The sequence below is a fragment of the Luteipulveratus halotolerans genome, from assembly GCF_001247745.1.
Classification (GTDB): domain Bacteria; phylum Actinomycetota; class Actinomycetes; order Actinomycetales; family Dermatophilaceae; genus Luteipulveratus; species Luteipulveratus halotolerans.
The window spans coordinates 801,384-825,235 of sequence record NZ_LAIR01000002.1 but is presented as its reverse complement, the minus strand read 5'-3'; the positions used below and the strand labels follow the sequence as shown (position 1 = coordinate 825,235).

At 69.1% G+C, this 23,852-nt stretch carries 24 protein-coding genes; 11 read left to right on the top strand and 13 right to left on the bottom strand.

Annotation, left to right across the window (positions count from 1 at the left end):
* Nucleotides 1-64 precede the first annotated feature (64 nt).
* The 4 genes from VV01_RS22760 to VV01_RS22755 form a co-directional block, all read right to left on the bottom strand.
* Nucleotides 65-829 carry a helix-turn-helix transcriptional regulator gene (locus VV01_RS22760; RefSeq protein ID WP_082220821.1) on the bottom strand — a complete coding sequence of 255 codons (765 nt, stop codon included), beginning with the start codon at nt 827-829 and terminating at the stop codon, nt 65-67.
* Nucleotides 826-1,611 (bottom strand): helix-turn-helix transcriptional regulator, encoded by a 786-nt coding sequence (locus VV01_RS04510; protein WP_197274987.1) that lies wholly within the window; start codon nt 1,609-1,611, stop codon nt 826-828. Before VV01_RS04510 ends, VV01_RS22760 begins: the two co-directional genes overlap by 4 nt.
* A 97-nt stretch (nt 1,612-1,708) precedes the next feature.
* The gene (locus tag VV01_RS04505; protein WP_157508736.1) at nt 1,709-3,025 is read right to left on the bottom strand and encodes an HD-GYP domain-containing protein; all 1,317 of its coding nucleotides are present in this window, start codon (nt 3,023-3,025) and stop codon (nt 1,709-1,711) included.
* The gene (locus VV01_RS22755; protein ID WP_157508735.1) at nt 3,022-4,386 is read right to left on the bottom strand and encodes an HD-GYP domain-containing protein; all 1,365 of its coding nucleotides are present in this window, start codon (nt 4,384-4,386) and stop codon (nt 3,022-3,024) included. Before VV01_RS22755 ends, VV01_RS04505 begins: the two co-directional genes overlap by 4 nt.
* Before the next feature lie 294 nt (nt 4,387-4,680).
* On the opposite strand from VV01_RS22755, the gene VV01_RS24875 reads away from it, so the two are divergent.
* Nucleotides 4,681-4,755, top strand: coding sequence for a 50S ribosomal protein bL37 (locus VV01_RS24875; protein ID WP_370670776.1), 75 nt, complete (start codon nt 4,681-4,683; stop codon nt 4,753-4,755).
* A 120-nt stretch (nt 4,756-4,875) separates the two neighbouring features.
* On the opposite strand, the gene rsrA is transcribed toward VV01_RS24875, so the two are convergent.
* Nucleotides 4,876-5,151, bottom strand: coding sequence for a mycothiol system anti-sigma-R factor (gene rsrA / locus VV01_RS04500; RefSeq protein ID WP_071606286.1), 276 nt, complete (start codon nt 5,149-5,151; stop codon nt 4,876-4,878).
* Complete coding sequence (locus VV01_RS04495) at nt 5,148-5,804, bottom strand: sigma-70 family RNA polymerase sigma factor (protein WP_050671717.1); 657 nt, start codon at nt 5,802-5,804, stop codon at nt 5,148-5,150. Before VV01_RS04495 ends, rsrA begins: the two co-directional genes overlap by 4 nt.
* 284 nt (nt 5,805-6,088) lie before the next feature.
* Between VV01_RS04495 and VV01_RS04490 the strand changes: the two genes are divergently transcribed.
* Complete coding sequence (locus tag VV01_RS04490; RefSeq protein WP_050668847.1) at nt 6,089-6,637, top strand: ferritin; 549 nt, start codon at nt 6,089-6,091, stop codon at nt 6,635-6,637.
* Here VV01_RS04490 and fgd read toward each other — a convergent pair.
* Genes fgd through VV01_RS04475 form a run of 3 tightly spaced genes read right to left on the bottom strand, consistent with a single transcriptional unit; the run spans nt 6,634 to nt 9,137 of the window.
* The gene (fgd, locus tag VV01_RS04485) at nt 6,634-7,638 is read right to left on the bottom strand and encodes a glucose-6-phosphate dehydrogenase (coenzyme-F420) (RefSeq protein WP_050668846.1); all 1,005 of its coding nucleotides are present in this window, start codon (nt 7,636-7,638) and stop codon (nt 6,634-6,636) included. The two genes, VV01_RS04490 and fgd, sit on opposite strands and share 4 nt — an antisense overlap.
* A 30-nt stretch (nt 7,639-7,668) precedes the next feature.
* Nucleotides 7,669-8,301, bottom strand: a complete 633-nt coding sequence (locus VV01_RS04480; protein WP_071606285.1) for an alpha/beta hydrolase family protein — start codon at nt 8,299-8,301, stop codon at nt 7,669-7,671.
* On the bottom strand, nt 8,298-9,137 hold the full coding sequence (locus VV01_RS04475) for an SOS response-associated peptidase (protein WP_050668845.1): 840 nt from the start codon (nt 9,135-9,137) through the stop codon (nt 8,298-8,300). Before VV01_RS04475 ends, VV01_RS04480 begins: the two co-directional genes overlap by 4 nt.
* A 115-nt stretch (nt 9,138-9,252) precedes the next feature.
* Between VV01_RS04475 and VV01_RS04470 the strand changes: the two genes are divergently transcribed.
* The 6 genes from VV01_RS04470 to gabT all read left to right on the top strand — a co-directional run bounded on the left by VV01_RS04470 (nt 9,253) and on the right by gabT (nt 15,102).
* Nucleotides 9,253-9,771 (top strand): DoxX family protein, encoded by a 519-nt coding sequence (locus tag VV01_RS04470; protein WP_050668844.1) that lies wholly within the window; start codon nt 9,253-9,255, stop codon nt 9,769-9,771.
* A complete protein-coding gene (gene aroA / locus VV01_RS04465; RefSeq protein WP_050668843.1) occupies nt 9,771-11,066 on the top strand; it encodes a 3-phosphoshikimate 1-carboxyvinyltransferase in 1,296 nt (431 codons plus the stop codon). The genes VV01_RS04470 and aroA overlap by 1 nt, the downstream gene beginning before the upstream one ends.
* A gap of 10 nt (nt 11,067-11,076) precedes the next feature.
* Nucleotides 11,077-12,078: a ribosome small subunit-dependent GTPase A gene (rsgA, locus tag VV01_RS04460; RefSeq protein ID WP_050668842.1), complete on the top strand. Its 1,002-nt coding sequence runs from the start codon at nt 11,077-11,079 to the stop codon at nt 12,076-12,078.
* Entirely contained in the window at nt 12,075-12,860 is a 786-nt protein-coding gene (locus VV01_RS04455) for a phosphatase PAP2 family protein (protein ID WP_050668841.1), read from the top strand. The genes rsgA and VV01_RS04455 overlap by 4 nt, the downstream gene beginning before the upstream one ends.
* Nucleotides 12,861-12,891: 31 nt before the next feature.
* Nucleotides 12,892-13,704, top strand: a complete 813-nt coding sequence (locus tag VV01_RS04450; protein WP_050668840.1) for an inositol monophosphatase family protein — start codon at nt 12,892-12,894, stop codon at nt 13,702-13,704.
* Nucleotides 13,705-13,776: 72 nt separating this feature from the next.
* A complete protein-coding gene (gene gabT / locus VV01_RS04445) occupies nt 13,777-15,102 on the top strand; it encodes a 4-aminobutyrate--2-oxoglutarate transaminase (protein ID WP_050668839.1) in 1,326 nt (441 codons plus the stop codon).
* Between the two features lie 104 nt (nt 15,103-15,206).
* Here the strand turns inward: gabT and VV01_RS04440 are convergent, their stop codons facing one another.
* A complete protein-coding gene (locus VV01_RS04440) occupies nt 15,207-16,469 on the bottom strand; it encodes an MFS transporter (protein WP_050668838.1) in 1,263 nt (420 codons plus the stop codon).
* Nucleotides 16,466-17,095, bottom strand: a complete 630-nt coding sequence (locus VV01_RS04435; protein WP_050668837.1) for an ArsR/SmtB family transcription factor — start codon at nt 17,093-17,095, stop codon at nt 16,466-16,468. The genes VV01_RS04440 and VV01_RS04435 overlap by 4 nt, the downstream gene beginning before the upstream one ends.
* A 187-nt stretch (nt 17,096-17,282) precedes the next feature.
* Between VV01_RS04435 and VV01_RS04430 the strand changes: the two genes are divergently transcribed.
* From VV01_RS04430 to VV01_RS04420, 3 genes are read left to right on the top strand one after another with little or no spacing between them, the layout of a single operon-like run.
* On the top strand, nt 17,283-19,613 hold the full coding sequence (locus VV01_RS04430; protein WP_050668836.1) for a molybdopterin cofactor-binding domain-containing protein: 2,331 nt from the start codon (nt 17,283-17,285) through the stop codon (nt 19,611-19,613).
* A 7-nt stretch (nt 19,614-19,620) separates the two neighbouring features.
* Nucleotides 19,621-20,097 (top strand): (2Fe-2S)-binding protein, encoded by a 477-nt coding sequence (locus tag VV01_RS04425; protein ID WP_050668835.1) that lies wholly within the window; start codon nt 19,621-19,623, stop codon nt 20,095-20,097.
* Between the two features lie 3 nt (nt 20,098-20,100).
* On the top strand, nt 20,101-21,192 hold the full coding sequence (locus tag VV01_RS04420) for an XdhC family protein (protein WP_050668834.1): 1,092 nt from the start codon (nt 20,101-20,103) through the stop codon (nt 21,190-21,192).
* Between the two features lie 3 nt (nt 21,193-21,195).
* Here the strand turns inward: VV01_RS04420 and VV01_RS04415 are convergent, their stop codons facing one another.
* Together VV01_RS04415 and VV01_RS04410 are read right to left on the bottom strand one after the other, a co-directional pair.
* The gene (locus tag VV01_RS04415) at nt 21,196-22,542 is read right to left on the bottom strand and encodes a M16 family metallopeptidase (RefSeq protein WP_050668833.1); all 1,347 of its coding nucleotides are present in this window, start codon (nt 22,540-22,542) and stop codon (nt 21,196-21,198) included.
* Nucleotides 22,539-23,813: a M16 family metallopeptidase gene (locus VV01_RS04410; protein WP_050668832.1), complete on the bottom strand. Its 1,275-nt coding sequence runs from the start codon at nt 23,811-23,813 to the stop codon at nt 22,539-22,541. Before VV01_RS04410 ends, VV01_RS04415 begins: the two co-directional genes overlap by 4 nt.
* Between the last annotated feature and the right edge of the window lie 39 nt (nt 23,814-23,852).

Below are 23,852 nucleotides of genomic sequence, written 5' to 3'. Positions count from 1 at the left end.
GGTCCGGTCCCAACGGCAGAAGGTTCGGGCGTCATGGCGCTCGAACCTTCTGCCGTTCTCGGTCTCAGTGGCCGGCCATCCAGCGGGTGTACGCGACGCCCAGCTCGAACCGGCTGTGCACGTCGAACATCGTGTACAACGCGTTGACGTCGTTGCGGACCGTACGGCTGGTGACCGTGAGCTCGGATGCGATCTTCTCGTCGGTCAGGCCGTACGTCATCAGGTGCAGAATCCGCAGCTGACGCACCGTCGGCCGCAACGGCGCCCGCCGGTCAGGCGTCAAGACAGGCATACTCGTCTGCTGTAGCTCATCGAGGTAGAGGCTGATGTTGCGCACAACGACCCGATCCGCGGTCACGACATGCATCGATGATCCAAAGGGTGCGCCAGGGACGCCGATCACGGCGATCCGGTCGTCGACCAGGTGCGACTTCAGCGGCACAGCCGGATGGTCCCCCGCGAATCCCCCGCCCGTTCGCTGGCAGGGACAACCAGCCTCGCACAACACATCAGGGCTGATCGTGCGCCGGATGTTCGACGCACGCACGCCGCGTGAAGCAGAACGATGATGCGCCGCTCGCCCTCGGTCATCATTCGTCAGAACCGCCACGTCTGCGCAACCGCGAATCGTCGTTGAGCAGCTGGGCTCGAGCGACTCCATGCCATCCCGGAGCTCCCCGTAATCGAGCCAGACCGCTTCCACAGCGGGCGCATCCTCAATGCCCGCCCGCTGACCGAACCACGCAGCGGGCCACATCCCCTCGACATCTCCCATCGCCAACGCCCGCGACGACATCTCCCTCAGCAGCTCGACGGGCTGGGCAGTCATCGACCAGCGATCCAGTCGCGATAGGCAATGCCGAGCTCGAACCGGCTGTGCACGTCGAACATCGTGTAGAGCGCAGCCACGTCGTTACGGACCGTACGGCTCGTGACCTTCAGTTCGGAGGCCACCTTCTCGTCAGTCAGCCCGTACGCCATCAGGTGCAAGATCCGCAGCTGCCGCACCGTCGGCCTCAGCGGTGCACGTCGATCCTTCACAAACATCGGCATGCTGGTCGCCTGGATGCTGTCCAAGTACCGCAGGCTGTGCCCAACAACCCTCGAATCGCTGGACACGATGCTCATCGACTCCCGGTCCGGTCGGTGCACGGTGAACACGCTGATCGCGCGGTCGATCACGTGAACTGCGAGCGTGATTCCTTTGCACTCGCCGTAGTAGAACTCGCCGTTGCAATCGCACGATCGGGAGTCGCACAGCACGACCGGAGCAATGCGCTCCCGGACCGACCGGCTCCGCACTCCACGCGATGCGGACCGTCGATGAAGGGCGTAGAGCTCGGGATCCATCGCAAGGTTGATGGTCGGCGCAACGCTCTCGACAGTCCGCAAACAGGAACGCTCAAGCTCCGCCATGCCTTCACGCATGCGACGGCCGCCTACCCAGATTGCATCGATACCCGCGGCCCAGTCATGCGACCCCGGCTCCATCCCGCCGACGTGCGCGCGCAGTTCATCTGGGACATGCCCCTGTACGGCTGCCTGTCCCATCGCTCGGAGCAACTCGACCGGCGAGGCCGCGACCGGGCTCCCCTTGGATGGTGCACTCACTCGGGCCTCCCAACCACGACGACGGATGTTCTACCAGATCAGTCGCAGTCCCTGGCGCCCGTGACGTCCGCTCGCCCACTCTGCGGACCACCCGGCGTCATTGAACGGCCGCGGCCACCTCATCGCCGGCGATCACGCGCGCGAGGGCTTCGACAACCTCCGGGTCGTACTCGTAGCCGAGTCCTAGGCGCAGTCGCAGGATCGCGTTGTCGTGCTTTGTCGGGTCTCCGTGGCTGAAGTCGTCGTAGGCATTACAGACCTTGAGGATGCGGGCGGGCATCGTCAAAGGCTCCCCCTCCTCAACCAGCCGTCGGAACGGCATGGCCTGTTGCTCAATAATGTTCACTACCTGCTCCGTTGCACCGGCCTGCGCAGCGATTGCTGCCCCCTCGTCAGCAATGCGTTGCTGATCGCGCGGTGCGGCGTCGACTGTCGCTCCGGCCGGGATCGGTGCGCCCAATGACACCTGTCCGATGTCGTGCAGAAGCGTTGCGGACTCGAGCGCGCCCAGCTGTTCCTCTGTGAGCCTCATCGCTGTACCGACGCGTGAGCACAGCAGAGCTACCCGTCTCGCGTGGCCAGCCTCGGTGTACCCGGCGAGGTCAGTCATCTGTGACAGCGCGGCAACCGTCTGTATCCGGGCGGCATTGATGCGTTCCTCCTGCTGCATGGCGAATCGCATGAGGACCAGGGGAACCATGAAGAGCGGGATCGCGACCAAGCCGAGCGAACGCATGCCAAGTGCAATGACCACCGCTGTCGACAGCGCAGCCATCGATGCCGGAACCATCTCCCGGAAATCTTCCTGCAAGACATGCTTGACGCGCTGACGGGTTCGACAAGAGCGAAGGGCAACCTGAAGTAATAGTTCGACAAGATGCGCAAGCATGACCGAAAGAAGCATTCCCGCCGCAAGTCGCCATTGATCACCTCGCCAGAATGTGAGCCCTGCGACCGCACCGTCCTCAGAGAACGGGACCGAGCGGAACCCCACGGCCAACACCAAGAGCGCCAACAAACGCGCCACATACGGCATGACATCCACGCTTGCAGTCATTCCAGTGATTACCTTGCTCGATATCACCCCCGCAACGAGAGCAGCACACGATACCAACATGACTTCCGGCGCACCGAACGTCAGCCGTCCCGCTGGAACTTCTGTGGCGAGCGCGGCCGCGTATGTCGCGCTGACGGCCACAGGAGAAATTCCACGTGCGCCCAGGCCGCGCAACCGAAGCAGTTCTCCCACGTAGGCCGCTCCGAAAAATGCGAACAGGGCCCAATAATCCTGTGCGCTCAGGTCAGGAATACGAAACAGGCTTGCCACTGCAAACCCACCCACCAACGCTACCGCAACAAAGGAAAGCAGCCGCGACATCTTGACCACGAAGAGATTCCGGCCCAATCGACTCATCGGCGCACACTCGTCCGGACCCCTGCAAGGAGATCCGATGTGGCCGGATCATCGTGATCCAGATCGGGCAGCATCGCCAAAGTTTTCAAATGATCAAGCCGCCCGCGGCTAATCGCTTGGTCCAGAGCGACAACGCACCCAGGGTCAAGCTGCGACCCTGCGCGAGCCTTGATTGAGTCCAGCGCCCATGCGGGGTCCCCAGTGCGGCGAAGTAGCGCAACGTAAGTCGCGGAGACCGCCACGATCCGTGCCAGCAACGGAATTTCTTCACCTTCGAGCCCGTTCGGATACCCCGTTCCGTCCCATCGCTCGTGGTGGTGACGAATTGCGGCCGTACTGCCTTCCAGGAATTCAATCCCCTCCAGCATCGATACCCCGCGGTCAGGATGAGTGAGGTACTGGGCGATGTCAGAGTCGCCAAGCCGCCCGTCGATGCGATGCCGCGATACCATAGGCGCAATCAAACCCACGTCATGAAGAATCGCCGCAAACTGCAGCGATTCTGCCTGTCCGGCGCGCAACCGTAGTTCGTCGCCCACTGCGCCGGAAACGCTTGCGACCGCTTGACTTACGCCGCGAGTATTCGGGTGACGAGCTTCCACAGCTGCGACAACTGTCTCGACGGTACGATAATGCGTTCGTTGCTCCGCAGCCTGCTGCGACATTGACCACTGCGCTAGAGCGAGAGGCGCCACAACGAGGATCACGCTAACTGGACCAAGCCCTTCAACCGTCCAGAGGTCTGCAAACAAAAATGCGACGATCCCGTATCCCAGGTACGGGATCCATCCACCGCGAACCGAAGTCGCAAACGAATGCCTAATGGGCATACCTTCGGCAATCCTGATAACGGTGGCAACCAGGAAAGCGTTGAGAGTGAGCATGATGATATTCGCGGCAAACAAAGGGGCAAGTACGTGCACAAGAATTCCGGTTGCGGTTCGCCCATTCTGGGGCTCTATTACACCACCTAGCGCCAGATAGGCGATACCGCCCAAAACCGACACGAGCCCGCTCATGACCGTGTTGAAGATACGCTGGATCGCCAACTGCTTGCGGCGAACGGAACCAATCGTAGAAAGGGAGCCAACCAGCATTGAAGCAATTGGCCCCGCAACCACAATCGCCGCAGCCTGCACAATTCCAGAGAAAGAAATGTACGTCGTGGACTCGGCCTGCTTAATGCGGATCGATTTCGACAGTATTCCGAGTGCCACCAACACTGCGACTGTCGCCCAACTCCGAGGGCCGCCGACATGAATCCAAACGATAAATGCCGAAAGAACTAACGCAACAGCCAGCGCCGCGACGAGCCAAGCAATGTCACGCGCGCGTGATCGTGGCGTGAGCAGCCTTGCCACGGCGAGCGCGGAACTAGCCCCACTCAATCCCTGACGCGTTGGACTGGCCGTTGTACATGCCGAGCATCGAAGCCAAGTAGGCCCACATGACGTTCCTCTCTCGGCCACGGAGGGGGATCGTGGCCGACCTGCTGCCGCACCGGGGACGGCGAGACATGACGTGATTTTACCTGGACGTCCAACAACTGACCAGACATCACTCAGCCGCTCGTGTCTCCACGACCGAGCGGCATGTGGGACAATACCGCGGTTCGACTCGGCACGTCCGAGGTTCTGCGAAGCAGGGAGCACCAGATGAGCAAGCGCGCACGCAAGCGTCGCTCGCGCAAGGGCAAGGCCGCCAACCACGGCAAGAAGCCCAACGCTTGAGCATGACGGCCGCCAGCCGGCCGTCCTGACGACCACAAACCGGTCGTCGTACGACACAGCCCCCGTGGTGCCCAGAGGCACCAGCGGGGGCTGCGTTGTGTTCGGGGACGGCGACCGCGGTCAGCAGTCGGTGACCTGCACGGTGGTCACCGTCACGGAGATGCGCGTCAGGATCTGGGCGCGCAGCTCGCTGGGGGCTTCCTCGCACGCGCAGGACCGCTGCAGCAGGGACTTCAGCAGCAGGTCCCGCTCGTACTCCCCCACGCACGGTGGGCACTCGAGCAGGTGCTGCTTGAGCAGCTCCTGGGAGGGCCGGTCCAGCTCACCGTCGAGGTAGGCGTAGATCTGGTCCATCACGGCCTGGCACTCCGGTTTGGGCTTCTCAGGGGTGGTCACGACGTCGCTCCCTCGCGGATGAAGCCACGCTCGACGGCGTAGTCGCTGAGCAGCTCACGCAGCTGGCGCCGACCACGGTGCAGCCGCGACATCACGGTGCCGATCGGCGTCTCCATGATCTCGGCGATCTCCTTGTAGGCGAAGCCCTCGACATCGGCCAGGTAGACGGCCATGCGGAAGTCTTCGGGCAGGGCCTGCAGCGCGCGCTTGACGTCGGCGTCGGGCAGGTGGTCGAGGGCCTCGACCTCCGCCGACCGCAGACCCGTCGAGCTGTGCGCCTCGGCGCGAGCCAGCTGGTAGTCCTCGATCTCGGCCGAGTCGGACTGCTGCGGCTGTCGCTGCTTCTTGCGGTAGGTGTTGATGTAGGTGTTGGTCAGAATGCGGTAGAGCCAGGCCTTGAGGTTGGTGCCGGGCTTGTACTGGTGGAAGGCGGCGTACGCCTTGGCGAACGTCTCCTGGACGAGGTCCTCGGCATCGCTGGGGTTGCGCGTGGTGCGCAGCGCAGCGCTGTAGAGCTGGTCCAGGAACGGCATCGCTTCGCGCTCGAAGCGTGCGGCACGCTCGGCAGGGGTCTCGGCCGCCACGTCGACGTGGGCGTCGTCGATCGGCGTACGGTCGCTCGGTGTCTCGGCGGACACGGACTCGTCTGTCATCGTCGACCAGCCTAGTCCTGCCCCCGAGCCGGGCGTCTCGGAGCCGGACCGCACCTCGTCGGTGCGGTACCCGGTCGGCGTACTTGCGGCGAGCAGCAACGGAGCTCCTTCTGCTGTCAGCATCGGTCTGTGCCCTATAGCAGGGCACGTGCGCTTCAACGTCACCAGGTCCCCCGGACATTCCCTGTACGCCGGCCGCCTCGGTCAGGTCAGGTGTGGCTGACCTTGGGAGGGCTTGCCTTTCCTTGGGAGACAAGCCGCGCGCGCCGTCGTACGTTGCCCGCATGCCCCGCGCCAAGAACGCCCAGCCGACCTTCCGCAGCCTGCTGACCGAGCAGGTGCGGCACGAGTTCACCGCCTCGCAGCAGTACATCGCGATCGCCGTGTGGTTCGACGACCACGACCTGCCCCGTCTGGCCGCGCACTTCTACGCGCAGGCCGTCGAGGAGCGCAACCACGCGATGATGATCGTCCAGTACCTCCTCGACCGCGACTGGGGTGTCAGCATCCCGGGCGTCGACGAGGTGCGCGGCGAGTTCGAGGCCCCGACCGAGCCGATCGCGCTCGCCCTGTCGCAGGAGAAGATCGTCACCACGCAGATCGAGGCGCTGTTCCGCGCCGCCCGGAGCGAGGGTGACGTCCTCGGCGAGCAGTTCATGCTGTGGTTCCTCAAGGAGCAGGTCGAGGAGGTCGCCGCCATGAACACTCTGCTCGCCATCGCCGAGCGTGCCGGCAAGGACTGGTTCCAGATCGAGGACCACCTGGCCCGCGAGAAGGTCGGTGACGGCGGCGGCGACAGCGCCGCTCCGACCGCCGCCGGAGGCGCGCTCTAGCCGAGCGAGCGCAGCAGGGGTACGACGTCGCGTGCGAACTGGTCCAGGAACCGCCGCTGGTCGTGCCCCGGCGCATGGAACACCAGGTGGTCGAACCCGAGGTCGAGGTAGGGCTGCAGCTGCTCGACCACGGCCTCGGGTTCGGAGGCCACGATCCACCGCGACGCGACCTGCTCGATGGGCAGCTCGTCGGCGACGCGCTCCATCTCCTGCGGGTCGTGGACCGAGTGCTTCTGCTCGGGCGTCAACGACAGCGGTGCCCAGAAGCGGGTGTTCTCCAGAGCCTTCTCGGGGTCGGTGTCGTAGGACACCTTCACCTCGAGCAGCTGCTCAACCGAGCCCGGCTCGCGCCGACCGACCTCCATGCCTTCCTTCATCGCAGGGACGAGCTTGTCGGCGTACAGCTCGCGGCCCTTGCCCGAGGTGCAGATCATGCCGTCACCCATGCGGCCGGCGTACTTGGCGACGGTGGGCCCGCCGGCGGCGACGAACACCGGCACCGGCTCGTCAGGTCGGTCGTAGATCGTCGCGTCGCTGGTGGTGTAGTAGTCGCCCTCGAACGTCACGCGCTCCTCGGTCCACAGGCGGCGCATCAGGCGTACGGACTCGCGCAGCCTCCCGAACCGCTCCTTGAACTCGGGCCAGCTCTGCTGCCCGACCGCGATCTCGTTGAGCGCCTCGCCGGAGCCCACGCCGAGGACGACCCGGCCCGGGTAGAGGCAGCCGAGCGTCGCGAACGTCTGCGCGAGCACAGCCGGGTTGTAGCGGAACGTCGGCGTGAGCACGGAGGTGCCGAGTCGGATGCGAGACGTCCGCTCCCCCGCCGCGGCCAGCCAGGTCAGTGCGTGCGGCGCGTGGCCGCCCTGATGACGCCACGGCTGGAAGTGGTCGGACGCGAACGCCGAGTCGAGACCGACTCGCTCGGCGTGGACGGCGAGCTCGACGAGCTCGCGCGGGTCGAACTGCTCAGCAGAGGCCTTGTACCCGATCGTCAGCGGCATGCGTTCAGGCTATGCCTCACAGGGCGCCGTTCAGCCGGAGACCGTGTTGAGCCAGGACCGGACCTCGTCGACGACGTCCTCGGGATGCTTGCTGAAGCTGTGATCGCCGCGCGCCCTGAACACGTGCGCGCGTGAGCCCAGCGCGTCTCGTACGTCGTCGGGCGTCCCGAACGGGTCACGATCACCTTGTACGACGGCCAGGGGCAGCTCGGCGTCGAGCACCAGCTGTGCCTCGAACGCCCTTGACTTCTCAGGCTTTCCGGGCGGATGGAGCGGGAAGGACAGCGCGAGCACGGCATCTGCGCCCACCTCGACCGCCGTCCGGCACGCCACACGCGCACCCGCCGAGCGACCTCCTTGGACGAGGGGCCGCGGGAGCTTCCAGCGGCCCGACGTGAGCGACCGCATGATCGGAACCCAAGCGGTGTCAAGGGTTTTCGGTGGGGACGCGATGCGCTTGCCGGCCACCCGCCACGGCTGCTCGACGAGGACGTACGTCCAGCCCTCGTCGACGAGCTCACGCAGCGCCTGCAGGTCCTTCGACCCGATGCCACCACCGGCGCCGTGGCTCAGGACGACTGATCCACGCGGGTCACGAGCCCGCCACACGTGGGCTCGCGCCAGGCCTGCCGGGGTCTCGATCTCCTTGACGGACAACGTCATTCACCTCCGCCGATGACCTCGCCGGTCATCGGGTCGACGACGCCGACCAGCTCGTCGCGCCCGACCGGCTCGATCAGTGTCGCGCCGTTGTTGCGGTTGCTGCTGACCGCGCGACTGACCGGCCACGCCTCGAAGCGCCCGGTCTCGGACGGCTGCAGCATCTCCTCGACCGCGCCCGGGTCGGTGACGGCGGGGTCAAGCCAGGTCTGCCACAGGTCGCGGTCGAGCACGAGCGGCTGCCGGTCGTGGATGCGGTCCAGCCCCGTCTCGGCCGCCTGCGTGATGATCGAGTACGACGCGACCCACGCGAGCGGGTCGTCGGCGTCCTTGCTGCGGTCCTTCCAGAACTCGTACAGGCCGGCGAAGGCGATGCGGTCGCCGTCGGCCCGCCGGATGAAGAACGGCTGCTTGCGCGGCTTGCCCTTGGCGTCGGTCGCGGTCGGGCTGACCTGCCACTCGTACCAGCCGTCGGCGGGGACGATGCACCGGCGTACGAGGGCGGGCTTGGCGTAGGTGCGGCTCTCGAGCAGTTCCTCGGAGCGGGCGTTGATCATGCGTACGCCCACCTTGGTGTCCTTGGCCCACGCCGGCACCAGCCCCCAGGTCAGCAGGCGCAGCTGGCGGGTCGGCTCGGCGTCGGGCTCACCACGCGGCGCGCGGGTGAGGACCACGGGCGCCTGCTTGGTGGGCGCCATGTTGTAGTCGGGCTCGCCGGCGGGAGGCTGCTGGGGGTTGACCAGGACGCTTCGGGTGGCCTCGTCCAGTCGGTCCTGGTCGATGTCGAACTCGTCGACCAGGTCCTCCGGGCTCGCGCTCGAGGCGTAACGACCGCACATGCTCAGCGAGCATAGGCGGGCCGTGCACGGCGTGGACTCCCGTTCTGCGTGCCTCCGGGCATACCGTAGGGGCCCAAGGAGCACCATCGCCCGATCCGCACAAGGAGTGGAACGCATGCTCGTCCGCCGTCTGGCACGCCCCCTGCTGGCCTCGTACTTCATCTACGAGGGCCTCAACAACGTGCGTACGCCCAAGGCGCACGCCGAGGAGCTCGCTCCGTTCGTCGAGATGGCCGCCAAGCAGACCGGCGTGCCGAACGAGCCCGAGACGATCGTCCGCGGCGTCGGAGGCGCCCAGATCGCCGGTGCCGCGCTGCTGGCCACCGGTCGCGTGCCCCGCCCCGCGGCCGCACTCCTCGCGAGCCTCATCGGCCCGAGCACCTACGTCCACGAGGCCTTCTGGGCCGAGACCGACCCGGCGCGCAAGGCCGCCAAGAAGTCCGGGTTCTTCCGCAACGCCGCGATCCTCGGCGGCGTGATCCTGGCCGCGGTCGACACCGAGGGCAAGCCCAGCCTGCGCTGGCGCGCCGCCCAGGGTGCCGAGCAGTCCCGCCGTGGTGCGCGCCGCGCCGCCAAGGCAGCCCGCCGCGAGGCCAAGCTGTTCGCGACCCAGACGGAGAACAAGCTCACCTGATGCCTGCTCAACCTGCGAGTACCACGCTCGACGCCGACTGGCCGGCGCCGTACGCCGAGGAGCCCCTCGACGCCACGGTGTCCGTCCCCGGCAGCAAGTCCCTGACCAACCGGTTCCTCGTCCTCGCCGCGCTCGCGGGCGACGAGAGCCTCCTACGGCGTCCGCTGCGCTCGCGCGACACCCTGCTGATGGCCTCAGCACTGCGCAGCCTCGGCACCGAGGTGACCGACGTCGACGAGGACTGGCTCGTCCGCCCCCGCGACCTGCGCGGGCCGGCCCTCGTCGACTGCGGGCTCGCAGGCACGGTGATGCGGTTCCTGCCACCGGTCGCCGCGCTCGCGCAGGGGCCGGTCGAGTTCGACGGCGACGAGCACATGCGACGTCGCCCGATGGGCCCGATGCTCGACGCGCTGCGGGCGCTCGGGATCACGGTCACGGGTGACGCTCCGGGCCTGCCCTTCACCGTCGAGGGCAACGGGCACGTCACCGGCGGCAAGGTCGTCGTCGACGCCAGCGCGTCGTCGCAGTTCGTGTCGGCGCTGCTGCTCGCCGGAGCCCGGTTCGAGAAGGGCGTCACGGTCGTGCACGACGGCAAACCCCTGCCGTCACAGCCGCACGTCGACATGACCGTCGAGGCGCTGCGCGACACCGGTGTCATCGTCGACGACGGCGACGCCAACACCTGGCACGTCGAGCCGTCCGAGATCCACTCCCTCGACGTCGAGGTCGAGCCCGACCTGTCCAACGCCGCACCGTTCGTCGCTGCGGCGCTCGTCGCCGGCGGCACGGTCACCGTCCCGTCGTGGCCGCAGTTCACCACCCAGGCGGGCGATGCGATCCGCGACATCCTCGACGCGATGGGCGCCGACGTCAGCCTCACTCGCGACGGACTCACCGTGAGCGGCACGGGCCAGATCGACGGGGTCGACCTCGACCTGCACGACGTCGGCGAGCTCACACCGGTGGTGGCCGCCGTCGCGGCGCTGGCGTCCGGGCCGTCACAGCTGCGCGGCATCGCCCACCTGCGCGGCCACGAGACCGACCGGCTCGCAGCGATCACCACCGAGATCAACCGCCTCGGCGGCGACTGCCGCGAGACCGAGGACGGCCTGGTGATCCGGCCGCGGCCGCTGCACGGTGACCTCGTCCGCACCTACGCCGATCACCGGATGGCCATGGCTGCCGCGGTGCTCGGTCTGCGCGTGCCGGGCGTCGTCATCGAGAACGTCGCCACCACCGGCAAGACGCTGCCCGACTTCACGACCCGCTGGAGCTCCCTGCTCGGTCGAGCGTGAGGGTGACTGCGTGAGCGGGCGACGTCGCTACGACGAGAGCGACGTACGAGTTCGCCCGGGCCGCAAGGGTTCTCGGCCACGCACCAAGGACAGGCCGGCCCACAAGGACGCGGTCGTCGGCATGGTCATCGCCGTCGACCGCGGCCGCTGGACCGTCCGTCTCGACGATCGTCAGGTGACGGCGATGCGGGCCCGTGAGCTCGGTCGTACGAGCATCGTGGTCGGCGACCGCGTCGCTCTCGTCGGTGACACCAGCGGTGCCGACGGATCGCTCGCGCGCATCGTGCGCGTCGAAGAACGCAGCAGCGTCCTGCGGCGGACGGCCGACGACACCGACCCCTACGAACGCGTCGTCGTCGCCAACGCCGACCAGCTGGTCATCGTCACCGCCCTCGCCAACCCCGAGCCGCGCCCACGCATGGTCGACCGCTGCCTGGTCGCGGCGTACGACGCCGGCATGGACCCGTTGCTCGTGCTCACCAAGGCCGACCTGCGTCCGGCCGAGGACTTCGTCGGCAGCTATGCACCGCTCGACGTGCCCTACGTCGTCACCTCGGTCACCGATGACGGCATCAGCGGCATCGATCAGGTGCGCGCCGCCGTCGACGGCCGCATCAGCGTGCTCGTCGGGCACTCCGGAGTCGGCAAGTCCACGCTCGTCAACGAGCTCGTCCCCGGCACCGACCGCGCCACCGGCCATGTCAACGTCGTCACCGGACGCGGTCGACACACGTCGACCTCAGCCGTGGCGCTGCCCCTCGCCGGTGGCGGCTGGGTCGTCGACACACCGGGCGTCCGCTCGTTCGGGCTCGCGCACGTCGATCCCGCTCGCATCGTGCACCTGTTCCCCGACCTCGAGCCCGGCACCGCCGACTGCCCGCGCGGCTGCACCCACGACGAGGAGGAGTGCGCCCTCGACGCGTGGGTCGCCGACGGCCACGCCGGCCCGGCAGGGCCGTCACGGCTGGAGTCCCTGCGTCGTCTGCTGCGCTCGCGCGGAGACGGCGAGTGAGCTCGCCTGCGACACCGCCGCCGTCGCCGGGACGACGGACGGCCCGCACCGTCGTACGCCGCGTCGTCCGCCCGGTCGCCGCACGACGCAGCTGGCTCAGCGAGAACCTCGTCGTCCTCGCGCTGCTGGCGTTCGGCGCCGCCCTCGCTCTCGGACTCACCGCATCGGCCGCCGAGGTCTACGACGCGGTCGAGGAGGGCGACGGCATCGCCGGCCTCGACCAGCCGGTGCTCGACACGGCGATCGACCTGCGGACGCCCGGGCGCGCCGACGCCGTCACGTGGTTCACCGACCTGGGTGGCGAGACGTGGTTCCCGGTGGTGGCGGTCGTCGTCCTCGGCGCCATCGCGATCCGGTGGCGCACCTGGTCGGCCGTCCTCCTCCCTGCCGTCGGGTTCAGCGTCGCTCTGGCGATGACCTGGGTCGGCAAGGTGATCGTCGGGCGAGCCCGTCCGCCGTACTCCGAGGCGGTGCCGCCCTACGAGACGTCGGCGTCGTTCCCGAGCGGCCACAGCCTGCTCGCGACCGTGCTCGCCGCACTCGTCGGCTACCTGCTGCTGCAGCGCGTACGCCGCGGCTGGCTGCGCGGTGTCGTCGTCGGCCTGTGCACCCTGTGGGCGGTCGCGATGGGGCTCTCCCGCGTCTACCTCGGCCACCACTGGTTCACCGACGTGTGCGCGGGCTGGGCCCTGGGTCTGGCCTGGACCGCGGCGCTCATCACTGCGCACCAGACCTGGCTGCTCGTACGCCGCTCGCAGGACGAACCCGGCGAAGTCCCCTGAGGAGCCGCCCGCGTCGAGTACGGTCGGCCGAGTGCCGACCTACGACGACGACCTCCGCCTGGCTCACGTACTCGCGGATGCGGTCGAACCCACCACGATGGGCCGGTTCAAGGCCAATGACCTCGTGGTCGAGACCAAGCCCGACCTGTCCCCCGTCTCCGACGCCGACCTCGCCGCCGAAGAGCTGATCCGCACCCAGCTCAAGCGCACTCGCCCTCGGGACGCGGTGTCGGGCGAGGAGTTCGAGACCACCGGCCATGGCCCGCGTCGATGGGTCATCGACCCGATCGACGGCACCAAGAACTTCGTCCGCGGCGTCCCCGTGTGGGCCACCCTGATCGGTCTCGTCGTCGACGAGAAGCCCGTGCTCGGACTCGTCGCCGCACCCGCCCTCAACCGTCGCTGGTGGGCCGCCATCGGCTCCGGCGCGTGGACCGGCCGCAGCCTGTCGTCCGCCAAACGCGTTGGTGTCTCGAAGGTTTCGCGCATCCGTGACGCCTCGATGTCGTACGGCGACATCGAGGACTGGCGCAAGATCGGCAAGCGCCGCGAGCTGCTCGAGCTGATGGACGACTGCTGGCGCACGCGCGCCTACGGCGACTTCTGGTCGCACATGCTCGTCGCCGAGGGTGCCGTCGACATCGCCCCCGAGCCCGAGCTCGCGGTCTACGACATGGCGGCGCTGGTGCCGATCGTGCAGGAGGCCGGCGGCAGGTTCACCGGCCTCGACGGACGCGACGGCTGCTGGAGCGGCAACGCCCTGTCGAGCAACGGCCTGCTGCACGACGAGGTGCTCTCGCGCATCGGCAGCACGGCCGGGTCCGGCACCCTGCCCCTGGGCTGAGCCCGGCGCCGCCCGCGGCCGGTGGCAGGATGCACCTCGTTGCCCAACGCTGTGCACCGAAGGAGCCCTGCCATGCCCACGACCACCGAGGTCCCCCAGCGCCGCGAGATCAAGACCGCGCTGCCCGGTCCGCGCTCGCAGGAGCTCGCCGCCCGTCGTACCCAGGCCGTCGCCGCAGGTGTCGGGTCCGTCATGCCGGTCTACGCCGCCCGCGCTGCCGGAGGCGTCATCGAGGACGTCGACGGCAACCTGCTGATCGACCTCGGCTCGGGCATCGCCGTGACCTCGGTCGGGTCGTCCGCGCCGCGCGTCGTCGAGGGCGTGCAGCGGCAGGTCGCCGACATCACGCACACGTGCTTCATGGTCACGCCGTACGACGGTTACGTGGAGGTGTGCGAACGCCTGGCCGAGCTCACGCCGGGTGACCACGCCAAGAAGTCGGCCCTGTTCAACTCCGGCGCCGAGGCCGTCGAGAACGCCGTCAAGATCGCGCGGTACGCCACCGGTCGCCGGGCCGTCGTCGCGGTCGATCACGCCTACCACGGCCGTACCAACCTCACGATGGCCCTGACGGCCAAGGCGATGCCGTACAAGAAGGGCTTCGGGCCGTTCGCGTCCGACATCTACCGGGTGCCGACGTCGTACCCGTTCCGCGACCCCGAGGGCATGACCGGTGAGCAGGCGGCCCAGCGCGCGATCCTCGCCGCCGAGAAGGCCGTGGGCGCATCCGAGATCGCCGCGCTCATCATCGAGCCGATCCAGGGCGAGGGCGGTTTCATCGTGCCGGCGCCGGGTTTCCTTGCGGCACTAGCGGACTGGTGCACCGCCAACGGCATCGTGCTCATCGCCGACGAGGTGCAGAGCGGGTTCGCGCGCACGGGAGCGTGGTTCGCGTGCGATCACGAGGGCGTCGTCCCCGACCTGGTGACGACCGCCAAGGGCATCGCCGGCGGCCTCCCCCTGGCGGCTGTCACGGGTCGCGCCGAGCTGATGGACTCGGTGCACTCCGGTGGCCTCGGCGGCACCTACGGCGGCAACCCGGTCGCCTGCGCCGCCGCGCTCGGGTCGATCGAGACGATGCGCGCCGACGGCCTGACCGAGCGCGCCCAGCACATCGAGCAGCTGGCCCTCGGACGCCTGCGTGAGCTGCAGCAGCGGGTGCCGGCCATCGGTGACGTCCGCGGTCGCGGCGGCATGCTCGCGGTCGAGATCGTCAAGCCCGGCACCACCCAGCCCGACCCCGAGCTGACCGCCGCCGTCGCCAAGAAGTGCCACGAGCAGGGCGTGGTGATCCTGACGTGCGGGACCTACGGCAACGTCGTACGCCTCCTGCCGCCGCTGGTGATCAGCGACGGGCTGCTGCTCGAGGGCCTCGACGTGCTGGCAGCCGCCTTCTGACCCAACCGCTCTCGCCGAGAGGCCCACTCGTCGCCCAGAGGCCCACCTGTTCGAGCCGGACAGGTGGGCCTCTCAGCGCGTTGTGGGCCTCTCGGTGAGGACGATCATGCGGCGGGTACGACGTCGGCGGCCTCCGGCGCACCCGACCGCTGGGGTGTGCCGAACTCGCGAAAGCTCTTGCGTACCAACGGTGCCAGCGTGGTGACGAAGTAGGCGAGGCCGACGACCAGCATGGCCCACGAGACGCCGAGACCGGTCACGAGCAGACCACCGACGAGTCCGCCGAACGGGATGAGCGCCCAGCACAGCGCTGTGTTGAGCGAGGACACCCGACCCATCAGCGGCTTCGGGATGCGCTCGAAGATCACGGCACCGAGGATCGGGTTGATGAACCCCGATGCGAATCCGCCGGCGGCCAGCGTGACGACCACACCGGCGACCGGCACGTCGAGCGCGTACACAGCGAACCGAGGCAGCCCGCAGATCAGGAACGCCACGGCGTAGACCGGCAGTCGCGGCAACCGCTCGCCGAGCATCGCCGCGACCGCGGAGCCCCCGATCGAGAACGCCGCGAACACCGCGAACATCATGCCGAGCAGCCCGGCGCCGTGGCCGCCGTCCTTGATCCAGACGGGCAGCAGGACGGCTGACCATGCCTGGTCGAGCAGGTTGGTCGTCGCGACCATGACGACGATGCCGACGAGCACGGCGTCACGCCGCAGGAACTGCCATCCCTCGCGCAGCTCCTGGCCGTACGACGACGGCTCGGGCTCGGTCGCTGACGCACCCCGCTCGCGCAGCGCGGGGATGCCGAACTGCACGATGAGCGCGGCGAGCGCGAACGTCGCGGCGTTGACGCCGAGCGCCTGGCTCGGCCCGATCCAGCTGACGAGGACGCCGGCGAGCGCCGCACCCACGGTGGACCCGAGCCGCTCGATCATGCCGGCGACGCCGGTGACGCGTTCGAGAGGCACAGCGGCGATCTCGGCGATGTCGGGCACCATCGAGCTCTTGGCGGCGTCGGACGGCCCGCGCAGCAGACCCATCACGAACACGATGGCGACGAGCAGGCCGAACCGCAGCAGACCGAGCGCGTGCAGCACCGGGACGAGGACGACGGCGAGCACCGAGGCCGAGTCACAGGTGATGGCAACGCGTTTGGGGCCGAGGCGGTCGATCAGCGGCCCGCCGAGCGCCTTGGCGAGGACGTAGGGCAGCATCTCCGTGAACACGACGACGCCGGTGAGTGCGGCGCTTCCGGTGGTGCTCAGCACCAGCCACGGGACGGCGATGGTCGACAGCCGGGTGCCGGAGATCGAGAACGTCTCGGCGGCCGCGAGCGCGACGAACGGCTTGCGGCTGCTCATGACTCGGTGTCCGGGTCGTCGCGGTGCACCAGGCGCCCGGGATAGGGGAAGGCGTGCAGGAGCACGCTGTAGACCTCGGTGCCCTCGGGAGTCGGGGTGCCGAGCGGCGGGGCACTCTGCATCGCCTCGCGCAGGACCTCGTGCACGCGCTGCTTGAGCTGCATCGCCTGCTCGGCGGTCAACGGGATCGTGTAGTCGCTGTGGTCGGTGGTGCGCCGCCACTCCTCCGGCAGCTCGGCCTGCTCCTGCACCGACCGCTGCGCGAGCGTCGTCTGCCACGACAGCGCCGCCTGCGTGAACGCGACCTCGGCCTCGTCGTCCTGATCGCGATCGACCTCGTCCTGGCCGTACGCCGTCGACTCGTGCCGGGCGCGCCACCACCGGTCGCGCCGGCTCCCGCGGGTGTCGTCCTCCTCGATGAACCCGTGCTGGGCCAGCTGGCGGAGGTGATAGCTGGTGGCGCCGGAGTTGAGGTCGAGGCGCTGGGCGAGCTGGGTCGCGGTGGCCGGACCGTCGATGCGCAGCATGCCGAGCATGCGCAGCCGCACCGGGTGGGTCAGCGCCTTCAGCGCGGTGGCGTCCGGGACGATCTGGCTGATCTCACGGGGGTTGTCAGAGGCGGGCATGCCCCGACCGTACAACCGCAAATGATCCTTTGCAAACACTTCTTTGTGTTCTGCCCGGAGGGCTCTCAGATGCAGAGACAGTCCAGCTCGGCGGACTCGCGGGCCCCGCGGCCATGTGATTTCTGTCACGCTGACACGGACAGGCTGTCAGGCCGTGCCGCGATGAGTCACCTCGGAAGGACCCGCCGTGCAACGCACCCCCTCGGATGATCCGCACCTCGACCCACCCGCTGCTTCCGGCACCAGTCGGCGACGCTTCCTCGGGTACGTCCTCGCGGGCACCACGCTCACGGTCGCGGCCGACATGCGGCTCGGCACACCAGCAGAGGCCGCCATCCCCTCGCCGCCGCAGATCGCCGAGATCTTCGACCTCGAGGACCTGCAGACGACGACCGGGCTGGCCACCGCCAACCTGATCCGCATCACGATCGGCACCGACGGGACGGCGTCGTTCTCGTTGCCGCGGATGGAGGTCGGGCAGGGCATCACCACGTCGACGGCGATGATCATCGCCGAGGAGCTGGAGATCCCGGTCGAGCGCGTCACGGTCGGTCTCGCGCCCGCGCGGCCCGAGCTGGTGTTCAACCAGCTGACCGGCGGCTCCAACACGACGGTCTCGACGTTCACGCCCATCCGCGTCGCGGCTGCCGTCGCCAAAGGGGCCCTCCTGAAGGCAGCCGCGATCCAGCTCGGCGCCGTCGTCGACCAGCTGACCGCGAAGGCCGGCGTCATCACGGCCCCCGGCGGCGCATCCGTGACCTACGGCGAGCTCGCCGAGTCGGCGGCGAGTGCCAGTACGCAGGGGGTCCAGGTCCAGCTCAAGGCCGCGTCGTCGTACACCGTCGTCGGCAAGCCCACCCGCCGCGTCGACGCACGCGACATCGTCACCGGCGCCAAGAAGTTCGCGATGGACCTGGAGGTCCCCGACGCGCTGCCGACCATGCTGTGCCGGCCACCCGGACTCAACGGCTCGCCGAAGTCCGTGCGCAACCGCGAGGCGGTGCTCGCCATGCCGGGCGTCACTGACGTGGCCGTGGTCGACACCGGCGTCGCCGTCCGTGCCCGCACCTTCGGGCAGTGCATCACCGCCACCCGCGCGCTCGACGTCGAGTGGAACGCCGGTGGTATCGAGGGTGAGGACGACGAGTCGATCCTCGCGAAGGTCCGCCGAGCCGAGGTACCCCTGGCGGTGCCGAAGGTCCCGGTCCTCGCGACCCAGGTGGATGCGTCGTTCGAGTTCATGTTCCGCAGCAGCGCCGCGCTGGAGCCCAACTGTGCGATCGCCGACGTCCGCGACGGTCACGCGACCGTGTGGGCCGGGCTGAAGGCCCCGATCGTCGCTCAGGAGGACATCGCTCTCGCGGTCGGGTTGCCCCTGCACGCCGTCACGGTCAACGTGATCACCGGCGGCGGGTCGTTCGGGCACAAGCTGTTCGGCGACCACGCCATCGAGGCCGCCAAGGTCTCCAAGGCGATGGGCAAGCCGGTGCGACTGATGTGGCACCGGGTCGACGAGCCCCGCCAGGGACGCATGCATCCGATGGCGACGTCCCGCATCCGGGCGACCTGCCTGGCCGGCGAGGTGCTGACGTTCGAGCAGCGGCACACCAGCATCGCCACCGACTTCGGCCACGGCCTCGGCGACATGCTCACCGCCACGGCCGACAAGCTGCCGGGTGGGCTCGTCGGCGTCGGGTTGTCGCAGAGCATCTTCCTGCTCACCCAGGAGCTGCCCTACAACGTCGGGCTCGTGACCCAGCTGCTGAGCGAGACCGACACACGGTTCAACACCGGCAGCATGCGGGCGATCTACTCCCCCGACGTCGCGTGCGCGAGCGAGCTGGTCATCGACATGCTCGCCCAGAAACTGCGCAAGGACCCACTCGCGTTCCGGCTCGGGCTGGTCAAGCACGACAACGTGCGCGGCGTCCTGACAAAGGTCGCCGAGGTCGGCAAGTGGGGCCGGCCGATGGCGCCCGGCACCGCCCAGGGCATCGCCGTGCACCGCGAGTACAAAGGCGCCACAGCGGTTCTCGTCGAGATCGACTGCCGACCCGAGACGGTCAACCGGCAGGTCCGCGACGGTGTGACCGGCCCTCGTGTCACCAAGGCGGTCATCGCGGTCGACGCCGGCCTGGTCATCAACCCGCAGGGCCTGGAGGCGCAGATGCTCGGCGGGGTCTCCGACGGCATCGGGCTCGCGCTCACCAACAGCGTGCACCTCAAGGACGGGCACTTCCTGGAGGCCAGCTGGGACAACTACTTCTACACCCGCCAGTGGAACACCCCGCTGGAGTTCGAGTGCGTGGTCGTCCCCTCCGCCTCGGACACCCCGGGCGGCGCCGGCGAGGCCGGCGTACCCGCCTCGTTCGCGGCCGTGGCCTGTGCGTACGCGCGTGCCACCGGCACGGTGCCCCGCAGGTTCCCGATCAACCACCAGACGCTGTCGTTCGAGCCCAAGCCCTACACCCCGTCACTCCCCGAGTCGCCGGTCGACGGCCTCTCGCACACGTTCTGAGGAAGCCATGCCGACACACACCTTCGTCCTGAACGGCAAGCAGGTCACCGCCGACGTCGAGGACGACGTCCGGCTGCTGTGGGTCCTGCGCGACGTCCTCGGGGTCACCGGGCCCAAGTACGGCTGCGGCATCAACGTCTGCAAGGCCTGCACGTCCCACATCAACGGCAAGGCGTTCAACCCGTGCTCGGTGCGCGTCGCCGACGTCGAGCCCACCGACGAGATCACCACGATCGAGGGCCTCGCCGACACCGTCGAGGGAGACCTGCACCCCATGCAGGAGGCATGGCTCGAGCAGGACGTCGCTCAGTGCGGCTACTGCCAGCCCGGTCAGATCATGGCGGCCGTCGCCAAGGTCAAGCAGGTCAAGGCGCAAGGCCGCGAGATCACCGACGCCGACCTCGACACCATCCGCAACGTCTGCCGCTGCGGTACCTACGTCCGCATCCGCGAGGCCATCAAGGCCGGCGCCGCGCGGATGTGACCCGTGCTCGACGCACTGCAGCACCTGTCACGCTGCTGGGACCCCGCGTCCTGCGGCGTCCTGGCCACCGTCGTCGACCAGGAGGGCTCGGCTCCCCTGGAGGTCGGGACGTCCATGACCGTCGACGCCGCCGGTCGGCCGCACGGCTCGATCTCCGGCGGCTGCGTCGACGGCGATGTCTACGAGACCGCGCTCGACGTGCTGCGCAGCGGACGGCCGGTACTGCGCCGGTACGGCCCCGGCGGCTCCCCGTTCGCGGCGTCCCTGACCTGCGGCGGGTCGGTCGAGGTGCTCGTGCACCGCGTCGACCCGGACTCACCGCTGCGGTCGGGGTCGTGGGCCGACGCAGGGCGAGCACGGTCCGCCGTCGCTGTGACGCTCCGCGGTGACCGCGCCGCGGTGCTCGCCGAGGTGGGCTCGACCCGTTGGGGCACGCTGGGCGACCAGGCTCTCGACGACGCCGTCCTGCGCGACCACGAGAGCGGACCGCACTCGTACGCCGGGGCGTCCGGTCCGGTGCGGGTCTTCGTCTGGGCCGCTCCTCCCCCGCCCCGCCTGCTGCTCGTGGGCGCCAACGCCGTCACGGCCGCGCTCTCCCGGCTCGGCGCCGAGCTCGGCTACCTGGTGACCGTGTGTGATCAGCGTGAGGTCTTCACCGGTCCGTCGGCGTTCCCGGCGGCCGAGGAGGTCGTCGTGCAGTGGCCGCACCGCTACCTGGAGGCCGAGGCCGCCGGGGGCCGGATCGACGACCGCACCGTGATCTGCGTGCTCACCCACGACGAGCGCGTCGACGCACCGACGCTGCGAACAGCGTTGCGGCTCAACGCTGTTGGTTACGTCGGCGCGATGGGTTCGCGCACGACCCACCACGACCGCGTACGCCGGCTGGGCGCCCTCGGGGTCACGGCGCCCGAGCTGTCGCGGCTGTCCAGCCCGATCGGACTCGACCTGGGCGCGCGAACGCCCGCGGAGATCGCCCTCAGCATCCTCGCCGAGGTCACCGCGGTGCGCACGGCGGCCTCGGGCCGACCACTCACGACCCGCACCGGCCCGATCCACGCGGCTGCCGACCCGCGGTCGGCGTGCAGTGCGTGAGGTCTAGTCGACGACCGTGACCTCACCGCGCCCGAGCGCGCGGACGGCGTCGGCGTGCTCGGACGCGTCGCCCACCAGGACCGTCGTCCACGACCCGAGCGTCGCGCGCCAGGCCTCGCCGAGCCGCTCGGGCGTGAGGGCCTGGACCTCCTGGAGGTATCCGGTCACGAAGTCGGTGCCGAGACCGTCGAGGCGCAGCCGCACCGCCTCGTCGGCCACCACGTCGGCAGTGGCGTAGCGCGCGGGTGCGGTCTTGCCGATGTAGTCGATCGCCGAACGCGTCTCGTCGTCGGTGAAACCATCGGCCGCGCCTTCGAGGACCCCGAGCAGCAGGTCGTACGACTCGGCTGTCACGTCACCGCGCACCGAGCCGGCCGCGACGAAGACACCGTCACGGCGACGGGGCCGGAACGTCGTACGCATGCCGTAGGTGTAGCCCTTGTCCTCGCGCAGCAGTGCATCGACCCGCGCGCCCGGTGAGCCACCGAGTGCAAAGCTGAGGGCCGGGTAGGGAGCCCAGCCACCGTCGACGCGGCGGTCGGGACCGAGCGTGCCGACGTACATCTCGGTCTGCACCGACCCCGGCCGGTCGACGAACACGATGCGACCCGAGCCCGGGTCGCGCTCGTCACGCGGGTCGAGATCGGTTGCGGCTGAAGGGTTTTCGGACCGCCAAGCACCAATCGTGCGTTCGAGGTCGGCCACGACGGCAGCCTCGTCGACGTCACCGGCCACGATGACGGCTCCGCCGTCGGGCCGCACATGCGCGGCGTGGTAGGCCGCGCAGTCGGCGCTCGTGATGGCCCCCACGGTCTCGAGGCTGCCCGCAGTGGGGCGCGAGGCCCGCGACTGCGGTGTGTAGAACGTGCGCGCCCACTCGATGGCGGCGCGTGACGCGGCGGAGGCGCGCTCGTGCTCGATCTCGGACAGCCGCTGCCGCACGTGACGACCGACCTCGGCCTCGTCGAACGCCGGCTCGCGCAGACACTCGGTCGCGAGCTCCAGGGCCTGCCCGAACCGACCGGTCGTCGCCTCGAGCTCGACGACCATGCCCTGCTCGGTGACGCCTGCACCCAGACCGATCCCGTTGCGCTCGAACAGCTCCGCGAGCTCTTCGGCGGTGTGCGATGCGGTGCCCTCGTCCATCGTGCGCGACACGATCGAGGCGACGCCCTCACGGTCCTGCGGCTCGCCGGCGAGCAGCGACGGCAGCGCGATGCGCGTGGACGTGACGTACTGGCCGGGCAGCGGATAGATGAGCACGTCCATGCCGTTGCTCAGCCGGTGGCGTCGCGGCTCAGGGAACGCCCACGGCTGCGGGGGTACGACGTCGGGTCGGGTGACGGTCATGCCGCGCCCTCCTTGAGATAGGCCACGACGGCTCGGGAATGTGGCGAGATCCATTGCGCTGCAACGGTTCTGATGTCCTCGGCCGACACGTCGGCGATGCGGTCGAGGTAGGTGTTGACGTGCTCGGGGTCGTCGTGGAGCAGGGTGTACTGGCTGATCGTGTCGGCGCGCTCCTCGTGCGAGGCGAGCGCCGACAGCCACCACCGCTCGGTGTCGTTGCGCAGCGTCTCCATCTCGACCTCGGTCGGGCCCTCCTCGCCCAGCCGCGCGACCTCCTCGCACAGGTGGTCCTCGAGCTCGACCAGGTCGGTGCCGTCCGCGGCATCGACCACCAGCAGACCGAGCGAGGTGCCGTCGACCAGCCCCATCGCCGTACGCGACACCGACGTCGCGATCTGCTCGCGTCGCACGATGCGCCGGTAGAGCCGTGAGGTTGCAAGGCCGGCCAGCAGGTCCATGGCCAGCTCGGCGGCGTCGAACTCGGGGCTGCCGGCCACCGGCAGGCGCCAGGCGACGTAGAGACGGTTGCTCGGCACGTCCTCGACGCGCTCCAGCCGGACCGGCTCCGGCAGTGGCGCGAGGGGCGCGACCGGCTCCCGCGCCGGCTCGGTCGACGCCGGCAGCTCGCCGAAGTAGCGCTCCGCTGCTGCGAACCCGTCCTCAGGCGTCACGTCGCCGACGAGGGTGAGGACGGTGTTGTCAGGCCCGTAGTAGCGGCGGAAGAAGTCGTGGACGTCCTCGACCGAGGCGGCGTCGAGGTCCTCCATCGAGCCGATCGTCGAGTGGTGGTAGGGGTGGCCCTTGGGAAAGACCGTCGCGTAGACGTCGTCCAGCGCGTGACCGTACGGCCGGTTGTCGTAGCGCTGGCGCTTCTCCTCCTTGACCACGTCGCGCTGGTTGTCGAGGTTGGCCTGGTTGACGGCGTCCAGGAGGTGGCCGTGCCGGTCGGCCTCCATCCACAGCGCCAGCTCGTACGCCCCCGTCGGCACCGTCTCGAAGTAGTTGGTGCGGTCGAACCACGTCGTGGCGTTGAGCCGCGCCCCCTCGGCCATCAGCCGCGAGAAGTGCTCGCCCTCGGCGACGTTGCGCGACCCCTGGAACATCAGGTGCTCGAACAGGTGCGCGAACCCGGTCTTGCCCTCCGGCTCGTGGCGCGAGCCCACGTTGACCCAGATGTTGACGGTCACGGCGGGCACGTTGTGGTCGGGTGAGACGACCACGCGCAGCCCGTTGGCGAGCGTGCGTTGGTGGATCGGGTAGTCCAGCGGCATGCCCGCCACCCTAGATCGACCCGTACGACGACCGGCCCG